The 12,208-nt window shown below is 59.1% G+C and carries 8 protein-coding genes; 7 read left to right on the top strand and 1 reads right to left on the bottom strand.

The features are described 5' to 3' along the window. The first annotated feature begins 192 nt into the window (after positions 1-192). From IPM54_30120 to IPM54_30150, 7 genes are all read left to right on the top strand, one after another. Positions 193-2,238, top strand: a complete 2,046-nt coding sequence (locus IPM54_30120; protein ID MBK9264046.1) for a hypothetical protein — start codon at positions 193-195, stop codon at positions 2,236-2,238. Positions 2,239-2,328: 90 nt separating this feature from the next. Beyond that, positions 2,329-3,753, top strand: a complete 1,425-nt coding sequence (locus tag IPM54_30125) for an N-acetylmuramoyl-L-alanine amidase (protein MBK9264047.1) — start codon at positions 2,329-2,331, stop codon at positions 3,751-3,753. Between the two features lie 65 nt (positions 3,754-3,818). Further along, on the top strand, positions 3,819-4,832 hold the full coding sequence (locus IPM54_30130; GenBank protein ID MBK9264048.1) for a hypothetical protein: 1,014 nt from the start codon (positions 3,819-3,821) through the stop codon (positions 4,830-4,832). A 774-nt stretch (positions 4,833-5,606) separates the two neighbouring features. Then, entirely contained in the window at positions 5,607-6,458 is an 852-nt protein-coding gene (locus IPM54_30135; protein ID MBK9264049.1) for a hypothetical protein, read from the top strand. 631 nt (positions 6,459-7,089) lie between these two features. After that, positions 7,090-9,012 carry a DNA primase gene (dnaG, locus tag IPM54_30140; protein ID MBK9264050.1) on the top strand — a complete coding sequence of 641 codons (1,923 nt, stop codon included), beginning with the start codon at positions 7,090-7,092 and terminating at the stop codon, positions 9,010-9,012. 112 nt (positions 9,013-9,124) lie between these two features. Then, positions 9,125-11,002 carry an RNA polymerase sigma factor RpoD gene (gene rpoD / locus IPM54_30145; GenBank protein ID MBK9264051.1) on the top strand — a complete coding sequence of 626 codons (1,878 nt, stop codon included), beginning with the start codon at positions 9,125-9,127 and terminating at the stop codon, positions 11,000-11,002. A gap of 8 nt (positions 11,003-11,010) precedes the next feature. Further along, complete coding sequence (locus tag IPM54_30150; protein MBK9264052.1) at positions 11,011-11,382, top strand: hypothetical protein; 372 nt, start codon at positions 11,011-11,013, stop codon at positions 11,380-11,382. Here IPM54_30150 and IPM54_30155 read toward each other — a convergent pair. Further along, entirely contained in the window at positions 11,379-12,182 is an 804-nt protein-coding gene (locus IPM54_30155) for a rhomboid family intramembrane serine protease (protein ID MBK9264053.1), read from the bottom strand. The genes IPM54_30150 and IPM54_30155 overlap by 4 nt on opposite strands. Positions 12,183-12,208: the final 26 nt, after the last annotated feature.

The following is a 12,208-nucleotide window of genomic DNA, read 5'->3' on the forward strand; positions in this document are numbered from 1 at the left end:
GATCTGGACGCTCGCTGCGCGCGCGTGGGACGCGCGCTACGCGAGGCCAGTCACGATGGGGGGCTCGCAGGCGGCCCTATAAGTGTTTTTACCTGCGGCAAAAACACGGGCCGACTGCTCTGCCCCCCATACCCCCCAGTTCGGATTGAGAACTCGACCTTGTACTGCACGAATCTGCTATCCTCCGCCTTCATGCGACACCCCTCCTTCTCTTCACTTCTCATGGCCCTTCTTTTCGCCGGTTGTGGCACCGACCCTGCCGCCCAATCCGTCGATGATCGCACCCGAGCCCTCCTCGACTTCGAAAGCGACTTGACAACCGACGCCCGGTTCTACGACTTTCCCTTCCCATCCGATCTTCGGCTGACAGCGCAAGGTGCACCCGATTATTCCGGGGTGCCGCATCCATCCACGGTCGCATTTTGGAACGATTGGACGTCTCTTGCGATGGACCGCCGGGCATTTCCAACGGTTCCGGTCGCTTACTTTCGATTTACCCGAAGCCTCGCACCGCTCGATCACCACAATGTCGTTTCAGCCGACAAGACATCGCCCATTCTCTTGATCGACATCGATCCCGATTCACCCGAGCGCGGGCGTATGATTCCCACGGTCGCAGTAACCCCCGAAGTGGACGCTTACGTCCCCGAACACATGCTCGAAGTGGCCCCGAGGCCTGGATTCGTTTTGCACGAGAATCGCAAATATGCATTCGTGGTGATGACGAGCCTTCTCGATGAACGCGGCGAAAAGCTCGCTCCAAGCACCGATCTCGAAGCATTGCGATCCGGAAAAACCGCTAGCGGACCTCGAGGTGCGAATGCTGCCGAAGCGTATGCGCCGCTATGGGAAACGTTATCGGCAAAGGGAATCAATGCAGCCGACGTCGCATCGGCGACGGTATTCACCACGGGCGACGTCGTTGCAGATACTTACGAGGTCTCCGAAAAGGTTCGCGCTGCGCGATCGATTACGATCGAAAATATACAAATCGATCCGGACGATGGCTCGATGCACGACCGCTATTGCGAGCTTGTTGGTACGATCAAATATCCACAATTCCAAAAAGGCACGCCACCTTTCGACAAAGATGGCCTTTTCGAGATCGACGCGTCGGGTGTGCCCGTGCTTCAGCGCGAGGAATCGGCGCCCATTACCATCGTGATTCCCAAACAAATGATGCCGGCCGGCGGTTATCCTCTCATGATGTATTTTCACGGTTCCGGTGGCGTCAGCGGAGCCGTCGTCGATCGCGGCACGTGGAAACTCGACACGATGGACAATACGAAGGGCGAAGGTCCCGGATTTGTCCTTGCGCCATTCAACATTGCGAGTGTCGGGAGCGCCTTGCCCGTCAATCCCGAGCGTCTGCCAGGCGCATCCGAGCAAGAGTATCTCAATTTGAAAAATGTAGTCGCCATGCGCGATACGTTTCGTCAAGGCGTCATCGAACAGCGCTTGCTGCTCGACGCAATGCTCGACGTGAAAATCGATCCATCGGTGCTCGCCGGATGCGCGGGGCCACTTCTTCCGCCTGGTGAAACGGCCTTTCGCTTTGCTGCCGACAAGGTCGTCGCGCAAGGGCAATCGATGGGTGGCATGTATACCAACATGATCAGCGCCGTGGAACCTCGAATTCGAGCCGCCGTTCCGACGGGTGCGGGAGGCTTCTGGACCTATTACGTTTTGCAAACGACGGTCATCGACAATGCGCAGGGCTTGCTGGGCGTCATTCTCGCCACGCAGAGCGAGCTCACGTTCATGCATCCTGCATTGAGCATGTTGCAAGCGGGGCTCGAGCCAGCCGATCCATTCGTGTACATGCCGCGTGTCGGATTGCGGCCACTCGACGGAGCACCCGCCAGACCCATTTACGAACCCGTAGGCAAAGGCGATTCGTACTTCTCCACGGACCTCTACAATGCGGTGGCGCTATCGTATGGCCATCAACAAGCGGGTAACGAGGTTTGGCCGGAAATGCAAGAGGTGCTCGCGTTGTGGGGTCTCAGCGGGATATTGCCTTATCCGGTGAAGAACAACCGCGCCTCGGCCAAAGGCACGCCATACACAGGCGTCGTCGTGCAATACGAGGGTGACGGAATCTACGATCCGCATGCGATTTACACGCAGCTCGATGCGGTCAAATACCAATATGGATGCTTTTTGTCGACCTTTCTGTCCACGGGAAGCGCCACCGTCCCTGCCCCCGCGCCGCTCGGAACGCCTTGTCCGAATTGACGACGAAATCGCGTTTCTGGCTTGACACGAGACTACTTTTCAGCCTTTCCTACGCTTGCGCATTTGCTGTTGCAAGAAGGAGAAGCTCGCATGACGACGACGACACTGGCCCCCAATGCCAAGACCGGAGGGCTATTGCTCAAGGCCTTTCAGAACGGGGAGACCGAAGAGATTCGCTGGGTCGAGGTCACACTCGGGGATCTCATCATCACGGTCGCTTCCGATGCCTTGAAGGCTCCGCTCAACGACCGCGGTTTCGTGCGTTTGCCCGTGACGTACAAGGAGACGATCGAGATTTGCCGGGACCTCGAATGCATCGCCCCGACGCAGGCGATGTGTGACGCGATGTTTGCGCAGGCGAAATCGCAGACCTTGGCTGTTCCGCTGGTCATCAGGGCTTCTGATTCCGCAAAGATGCCAACGGTCGAATTCGTATTGAAGTTTCACGATGGGGTGGAAAAACAGCTCGCCGGGGTTGGCCAAGAAGATCGAGGGCTCATTTGTGGTGCTTGGAAATATTGGCTCCTTCATCCGCGGTTGAATGTCCTCGGCGCAGTCAATTATGGGTTTTGGAAGAGCAAGAAGCCACCGTCGGTCTACCAGACGCCCGGAGCTCGACATGATCCCGCGCATTACGATTATTCTCAATTGCTCCAGCCGGTGCAGCGCAAGGCGCGCCGGGTGTCCACGGGAGAAGAAGTCGATTTGCTCGAATACGTCGCGCAAAAGGAGAAGATTCCGGCGAAGTATTTGGACGTCTACCAGCCGACTTTGCGGACGTTCAGCAGCGTCGAAGACAATGCCGAGCCTTTGAAACCCGTCGACGTTTTGGCGCTGCTCGAAATGGAGGGGCTCGACGTGGTGGCCGAGAAAGGTTGGGACACGCGAGGCCGATCGGGTTTTACGCCCGAGGGGATCATGGTGCATCACACGGCTGGGCCGAAAACGGGCGACGCGCCGTGCCTATCGATATGTGTTAACGGGCGTCCGGATCTTTCGGGACCGCTTTGCCACATTTTGCTTTCGCGAAGTGGTAAGGTGCACTTGATTGCGGCGAACATTGCGAACCATGCGGGCAAAGGCGCGCGGCAAGTTTTGGATTTGGTACGTAAAGACGAACCCGTCACGAAAAACGCGAGGGACAACAGGTACGTCGATTCGATTGGCGGCAACCAATTCTTTTACGGCATCGAAGTCGAAAATGCGGGCGTTGCAGGAGACCCCTACCCGCCCGCTCAGCTCGAAGCCTTGGCGCGCATTTGCGCGATCATCTGCAATGCGCATAGCTGGAGTGCCAATCGGGTGATCCATCATCGTCAATGGACGAGCCGCAAGATCGACATGAGTTGGCGTGGAGATTTGCCGGGCATGGTCGCGCAATACATGGATTCGCTCGTCATCTCGTTTAGCACGGGCGAGGATCCCACCGAGCCGATGTGGGAGGACGATCACGACGGCGTGGCGATGCACGACTGCGGCGACGCGGACGAAGGCCCTGCGAGCATGTCGGTGTAACGGACCTCGGCAAACTTTTTTGGGTCTCTACGCAACTCACACCCAGTTCGCAACGATGTTGGTACATGACGTACCTCGGTCGTTCGCGACGAACTCGTGCCAACCGTAAGCACCGATCCACTCAAAAGCGCCATCGCGACCTGTGGCATGCGCCATTTGCAAGCTTTTTGGCGGAAATCGCGCCGAGCAATTTCGAGGTGATGGCGGAAGTTTGGCTCAGCATTGCGCCGCCGCGGGCGGATTTCATCATCTTGCGCCGCAGGGCGAAGGCCCGATGTGCCGCAAAGGCGTTTTGGCGCCTTTGGCGATGGCTGGGGAAAGTCACCGTGCTGGAATACAAGAGTCCTCTCAAATCATCCTTTCGACGAGGGGACCTGCTGCGGCTCGTCAGTTACGGCGCCATCTACGACGCTCGGCAGCGAAAAAAGGACGAGTTACGTTGCGACGAACTGACGCTCGTGCTCGTCGTAGCATCGATCACTCCTACGCTTCGTGCCGAAGTCAAGCGGATGGGCTGGACGCTCGAAAGTCTCGAACGGGGCTATGCGCGCATAACGGGAGTGATGTATCCTTGCTACGTTGCAGTCGTCAATGATGTATGCCAGGAAGAACGCAGCGAGATGCTGCGTCTGTTCAGCCATCTGCCGGTGACGGATGAAAGAGCCAAGGCGTGGCTTTCGTACTGGATGAAGGACGGGAAGATGAAGCAACCACGTAGATTCACTCGAGCGGAAGCTGATGAATTCATGCGACAACTCATCGGACGCTTGCCCGCCAAGGATCGTCTGCGAGGCCTCGCGCCTGAAGAACGTTTGGCGGGGCTCGCGCCTGAAGAACGTTTGGCGGGGCTCGCGCCTGAGGAACGTTTGGCGGGGCTCGCGCCTGAGGAACTGGTTGCCAACTTGCCGCTCGAAGTGCTGCGTGGCTTGTCGGATTCGTATCTTCGCACCTTGCCCATCGCGGTGCAACGAAAGGTAAAACGTCGCCTGCGCGCCGCCGAAGTCGCGACGAAGCCCCGGCGTGCAGCCGCCAAAAAGACGGGAACCGCGCGCACCGCTCGGTCGAAATCTGCTGTATAGCCGCCGCCATTCGTGAGATAGTGATCGGCGATGACCAAAACGAAATCCGCCCTTGCCTTGCTTTTTGCCTTCGTATTCGGTCCTTTCGCGTGCGATTACGTGCCACCGGGCACAAAAGCGGAACCGGATGCAGCTTCGTCGACTGGCGATCCCCCCGACTTCCAAGGCGTGCAATGTGGCGACGTCGTGTGTAATGCCCCCGAAGTTTGCTGCATCAACCTGGATTTAGGGGTACGGGAATGCACACCATTGGCCGAATGCTTTGCAACACGCGTATCATGCGACGGCCCCGAAGACTGCTCTGCCACTCAAATCTGCTGCGGCGCCCGAGACGGCAGTAGCAACCCCATTACGAACGTTCGATGCAATGCGTCGTGTGACGAGCCGAACGCCCAGATGTGCCATGTCCCCCCCAATGACGACGACAATTGCTCCACGGGCGCAACCTGTCAGGTCGAATTCTCTCTCGGAGGATTCGGCGCGTGCGTTCCGAAATCCACCAGCCGCTAATACCACCGCAGCAACGACTTCGATTCGCCCGACACATTGACCCATCACCGTCGTCACGGCGTCGTCCGTCCCCTTTGAAATCTACTTTTCCTGCATGCGATTGGCCGGCGCGACATTATGTTCTGAACGCAATCGTTTGTCCGCATGCATGCGTGTTTCCCGCACGCGTGCGTAAATCGCGATCGCCCTGGAAATGAGCCGTAGCGACAAACAAATGTTTTGAACCCTCTTGCCTCATTTCGAATGTTGCGCTTATCGTGGGCCATGCCTGCCAAAAAGAAACCCCCGGCTCCGCCTGCTCCGGGTCAACCTCGTCATTACGACCCGAGTCTCGGCAAGCTCGCGCTCGCTCAGCTCGCTCCTCGGCTGAAGACCCTTCAACCCGAAGATCTCCTTTCAACCCGTATCGACCTCGATGCAGCCGCATTTGCTGCCCTGGCGACGTACATGCGCGCTACCGCACCAGCGCTCAGAGCTCGTTTTCAGAAGCAACACGACGCCGGTGAATTCGATATTGCTCATCTCGATGACCTCGAAGAACTTGCTTTCGCCGTTCTCTATGCTCACGCGGAAGCGAGCGCACATCGCGCAAGCGACTCAGGTGCCAAGCTCCCAGCAGCCCTCGTCGAGCGTGCCATTGAACTCGAGGCACGTATGCAAGCCTTGTGTGAATACCACTTCCGCGATGACCCGGAAATCGCAGCCGAGCTCGACCGACTGCGACCTGGCACCAGCCATCGTGATCTCGCATCCGACCTGAATGGGTACGCTCGCATCTATGATCTGCGTCGCGATATCGTCGCGCTCGATAGAAAACATTACCGAGAAACGGACCTCGTCGATGCTCGTGCCGTTGCCGGCGTCATCTTTACCACGCTGAGCGCTGGTGCCTCGAGCAAGGCGCGTATTGCCCAGGATACGCTCGCTCGAGCCTGGACGCTGCTTTGCCGCAGCTACGATGAAGTGCGCGCCGTTGGCCTTTACGTATTGCGACACAATGCCGACAAGCATCGCTTCTTCCCGTCGCTCTTCTCGGCCGCCAAAAACCACTCGCCCGGTCGACGAAAGCCGAAGACAGTAGCCGTCGACCACGAGGAAGCTGCCACGCCGGAGTGAAAAGCCTCCCCAGACCACGCGCCTCCTTTTCAAAAGCTATCGATAGCCCCCATGACCACCTCATTCGTTTGCGGTGAGTCTCGACAGCTTCCGCTGACCATTTTTGTGCTCGAAGTTACTCTCGAGAGCTTCCGCTGACCACTTTTGTGGTCGTGGGATCAATTCCCGCGCGTGGAGGCATTGCGTGTCGAGCTCGATGGTTGGACCATCGCCGCGATTGGTCGGATAATCAATGTCGACCCACGCGCGGCTCCCGATACGCTTCAATCTTTCATTCATCAGGACAAACCAATGTTCAATTTTTACATTCGCGACCGCTCACCGACTTACAGCAATACGCGAACCTCGTCCATGCAGCATCACCAACATCCAGCGCGCCCACGCGTTTCCACGCGCGGCTCATTTCTGGCATTGAACGCGCGATCGAGAAACGCCGACAAAAATACCGTGCGAGTGTGTAAGTGCCTGAGCGTGTCATTGTCATCCACGTGCTAGCAAGCTTCGCGCCATTGATGTGGTTTGTTCTTCGCTAGCATTGGCACGGCTTTGGCAAGCAAAACGGAATCGAGCGAATTGTCATGTAAAAACTTGACGAACGGTCTGAATCGAAGGAAGCCATTCCTCGGCTCGGATGATAGCTCCGCAAACGATAGCCTCGGTCAAAGAGCGCACGGATCTCGTGGCGCTCATCGGGGAAACCGTACGCCTTCAGCGAAAAGGGCGGACGTTTCAGGGCCTTTGTCCTTTTCACAAGGAAAAAACCCCGAGCTTTCACGTCAATCCCGAACGCGGCATCTACCATTGCTTCGGCTGCAAGGAGAGCGGCAGCGCCATCGACTTCATGATGAAGATCGAAGGCATGAGCTTCACGGAGGCCGTGCGAGCTCTGGCCGAACGAAGCGGCGTCGAAGTCGTCGATACCGCAACCGATGCGGAGCGACGTGAAGCCGTCGCGGCTCGGCGCGCCCGCGAGGACCTCTACGCCGTCAATCACTTGGCAGCGACGTTTTTCGAGCAGTCGATGCGCGGGACGAGCGCCCATCCACTGGCCGGATATGCGCTCGATGAATTGCGTCGCCGAGGTCTCGACCCGGGCCCAGACGCGGCAGGCAGTGTCGCCGATGCGCTCCAGGCATTTCGTGTCGGTTATGCTCCTCCCGCCTGGGACGGCCTCGTGGCGTACCTGAAGCGCCAGGGTGTCTCGCCCGTCGCCGCTGAAAAAGTCGGCCTGCTCGTGCCGCGTTCGTCCGGGTCTGGGTACTACGATCGTTTCCGACATCGGCTGATGTTTGCCGTGACGGACGTACAAGGTCGCGTCATTGCGTTCAGCGGCAGGAGTTTGGCGGAGCCAACCGCCGACGAGCTTCGCAGCTTGGGTTTGTCCCCGGCGGCGGGTGCGGAAGTGCCTGCGAAGTACGTGAACAGTCCCGAGTCGACCATCTACACGAAGGGCGAGCACTTGTTTGGGCTGTACCAAGCGCGTCATGCGATCCGTCAAAAGGGCGAAGCGATCTTGGTCGAGGGCAACTTTGACGTTTTGTCACTGCATGCACGCGGCGTGGACAACGTCGTCGCGCCGCTCGGTACGGCGTTCACGGCGGCGCAGGCGAAGCTCTTGAAGCGTTTTACGCCGACGGTGACGCTGCTTTTCGATGGTGATGCGGCAGGCAAGAAGGCGACGTGGGGTGCGCGGCAGCCTTGCAAAGAAGGCGGGCTCGATGCGCGCGTGGGCGTGCTCCCGCCAAAGATGGACCCCGACGATTTCGTGCGCACGCGAGGCGTCGATGCGCTGAAGAACGTGACGAAGGCGGCGAAGGAGCTTTACGAGCACCTCATCGACGACGCGCTCGAGAACGACTCGTTCAACGATGCGACGACCGATGGAAAGCTTTCGCGTATCCACGCGGTTGCGTCGCTCTTGGGTGAACAGCAGGACGCGGTCAAACGCTTGATGCTGAAGACGTATGCGGATCGGCTGTCGTCGAAGCTCGTGATGGGAGGTCAATCGCCGAAGGATCTCCGACAGCTCGAACAGCTTTTGGATCAGGCGACGCGCAAGGCGCCACAGCCTGTGCTTCGAGCTGCCGAGACGCAGGCACCGCATCATCAGGCGCGATCGCGGTCGCGTGTGGACGAGATCGGGCTCGAGATTCTTGGCGCGCTGCTCGACTATCCCGTGTTGTTCGATCACGGTGATGTCATGGATGCGGTGAGTGCGCTCGATGGCGAAGCGGCGCTGGCGATTGGCACGGCGCGTCAATGCTTGACGGATGAAATGGAGTTTCGTGCCGACGAATTTCTTGCGCAGATCCCCCGGTCGATCCATGCATTTGCGGCTGGACGGCTGGCATCGCCCGTCTTCGAGACCGCCGACATGGCGCGTGAAGAGCTTCTAAAGAATGCAGGAAAGTTGAAAAAGCTGAGCCTGTTGCGCGAGAACGCGGAAGTGGCGGTTCAGCTCCAACGCGTGGCGCCGTTGGGGGACGTTGCGCTCGAGGATGCTTTGTTACTTGAGAGTGCCAGGCGTGCGAGAGCGAAGCTCGGTGGGAGATGAAGGCGCCTGGTGAGCGCGGTTGGCGGTGCGTTTGTCGTAGTTTCTCAATGGTTTGTCTCGAGGTTTCTTGAAGCATGCGGTCCACGAAGGACCGCGGGTGGAGCGAGTGCGAATGGCGAGCAAGGCCAAGCAGTCTGCGGGTCGGCCAAGCGGATCGAGCACGGGGAAGAGCAACGGAGCGTCGAGCTCTCATGGCTCCCGTGGCAAACATGCGGCGGAGGGTTCTGGGAAATCAGACCCTCGTAAAGCTCTCGAGAAACTCGTCGATGCGGGCAAGACGAAGGGCTTCTTGACGTACGACGAGGTGAACGACGCGCTTCCGGCCGATGTTTCACCCGACCAACTCGACGACGTCGTTGGAGCTTTGGGCGACGAAGACATCGAGATTGTCGATGGGGCGACGCAAGTAAAGATCGCGCCCAAGCGCATCGCCGATGAAGAAGCGATCGAGAAGAAGCTCGTCGTTTCCAACGATCGCGAAGCGGAAGAAGACGTCGACTACTACTCGAAGTCGAACGATCCGGTTCGCATGTACTTGCGCAAGATGGGCAGCGTTTCGCTACTCACGCGCGAGGGCGAAGTGGAGATCGCCAAGCGCATCGAGCAAGGCGAGCTTTCGGTCAACGCTGCGATCCTCGATTCGCCCATCGCCGTGCGCGAGATCATCGACCTTGGCGAGAAGCTCCGCAAACACAAGATTCGCGTGAAGGAGCTGATTCGCGATGCCGAGTCGGACGATCAAGAGTTCGACGAGGAAGAGGCGGATCGGCGCATCATTCGGCTGATCGACAAGGTCAAGCGCCTCGACAAGAAGAAGGCCGACTTGCTCGAAGAGCGCAAGGAGGCGAAGACCGAGAGCCGTCGCAAGGCGGTGGATACGGAAATTCAGAGCACGACTTCAGAGCTCGTGACGACGCTCGAGGAGATGCGTCTCAACAAGAAGACGATCGAGAAGATCGTGCTGAAGCTGAAGGGGCTCATTTCCAAGGTCGAGCGAGCGGAAGCGGGTGCGACGGAGATCGAGCGTCGCACGGGGATGAGCAAGTCCGAGCTGCGGCGCGAGCTGGTGAAGGTCAAGGGCAACAAGCTTGCCGAGGCGCGTTTGGCTCGGCGTCTCAACGTTCCGCGTGAAGAACTGCTGGAGCTCGAATCGACGCTGAAGAACGCCCAGAAGGGGCTGAAGAAGGTCGAGGAGGAGCTCAACATCGACGTCGACGGCGTTCGCGGCACCTACGACAGCATTCGTCGTGGCGAGCGGATGGCCGAGCAGGCGAAGGCCGAGCTTGTCGAGGCAAACTTGCGGCTCGTCGTGTCGATCGCGAAGAAGTACACGAACCGAGGTCTTCAGTTCCTGGACCTGATCCAGGAGGGCAACATCGGCCTGATGAAGGCGGTGGACAAGTTCGAGTACAAGCGCGGCTACAAGTTTTCGACGTATGCGACGTGGTGGATTCGTCAGGCGATCACGCGAGCGATCGCGGATCAGGCGCGCACGATCCGCATCCCGGTGCACATGATCGAGACGATCAACAAGCTCATCCGTACGTCGCGGTATCTCGTGCAGGAGTACGGTCGCGAGCCGACGCCGGAAGAGATTGCCGAGAAGATGGAGCTGCCGCTCGACAAGGTGCGCAAGGTCCTGAAGATCGCGAAGGAGCCCATCTCGCTGGAGACACCGATCGGCGAGGAGGAAGATTCGCATCTTGGCGACTTCATCGAGGACAAGAGCGTGGTTTCGCCGGCGGAAGCGGTGATCAACATGAACTTGTCCGAGCAAACTCGGCGGGTGTTGAAGACGCTGACGCCGCGCGAGGAAAAAGTTCTTCGCATGCGATTTGGCATTGGCGAGAAGAGCGATCACACGCTGGAAGAGGTTGGGCAGGACTTCGAGGTCACGCGCGAGCGGATTCGGCAGATCGAAGCGAAGGCGCTGCGGAAGTTGCGTCACCCGAGCCGCTCGAAGCAGCTCAAGAGTTTCATCGATAGTTAGGACGAACCATGCGTGGTCGGGACAAACTCGGCGAGCAACGGCGCTTCTTTGCACTGGCTCCTGGGTTTGTCCTGCTCATCGGCGTGTTTGTCGGCTCGGCCTGCGTCCGGGACGTGACGGAAGAAGACTGTCGTTCGCTTGGCGCGCACTTGCGCGCGATATGGACGGCGGAAGCGAAGTTTCCGCAAACCGCGACGCCGTCGGCGGAGAAGGCCGTGGCGGTCATCAAGAGTGAAGGCGCGAAGCTCGAGGAGTCCGTGATTGTCACGTGCAAACGCGACTACATGGGCAAGCCCAAGGCATCGGGCGAGTTTTCATGTTTGTCGCGCGCGAAGACGTACGCGGATGTCCAGGCATGCGCGACGATTCCTGAGCATTAATTCAAGTAGCGTTTGTCCGGGGGCTCTTTGCTCCCGCCGCCTTCGATGACGCGCAGTGCGGGTCCGCCTGCGCGACGCGCCCGAGCAGCTTCTGCACTTGCGGACGCTTGCCGTCGAATCTTCGCGGTTTGGGCTTCGAGCTGCCGCAGACGGAGCTTGAGCCACACACGGCGAAGCGGCGACCTGTCGCAGAAGAGATAGCCCGCGAGCATGCCTCCAAAGGGCGTGATGAGCCCTTCTGGCGTGTGGTGGTTCTTGGCGATGACGTGGGCCACCGACAGCAAAAAGATGAACGCGATGAGCACGGTTGCCGAAACGGGCAGCACGAAGAAGAGCCGCACCTGCGAGTGGCGATTCTGCAGCGCCCAGGCGACGGCAATCGCTTCGATGAACCCAAGCCCGCCGTACCAGAGCTGGCTGCCGATGCTGGGCACGAGCAAGGAGCCGATGACCTGAAAGACGAAAGCCAGCGCGCCCGAGCCGAGGATGAACAGGAGCATTCGGCGCGGGCCCCAATCCGATTCGAGGCTGGGCGCGAGAAACCACAGCCCGAGCAGCGTCATGATGAGGTGTGACGGCTGGTGGATGTCATGGAGCAGCGGTGCCGTGACGAGGCGCCAGATTTCGCCGCGAAGGACGCCTGGTGTCGAGCCGGCGAGAAACTGCATGACGCTGTAACCGACGTTGACCCAATTGACGCTGATCGCGAGCGCAACCCAGATGACGGTGACCGCGATCATCACCCCGCCGACGGCCTTGCGTGGACGGGGAAAGGCGAACTGGACGGGGTTATCGCGCATCGCTCATGAGCTACCAAGCGCAGGGG

It is taken from the genome of Polyangiaceae bacterium (assembly GCA_016715885.1).
In the GTDB taxonomy this organism is placed as follows: Bacteria; Myxococcota_A; Polyangia; order Polyangiales; family Polyangiaceae; genus Polyangium.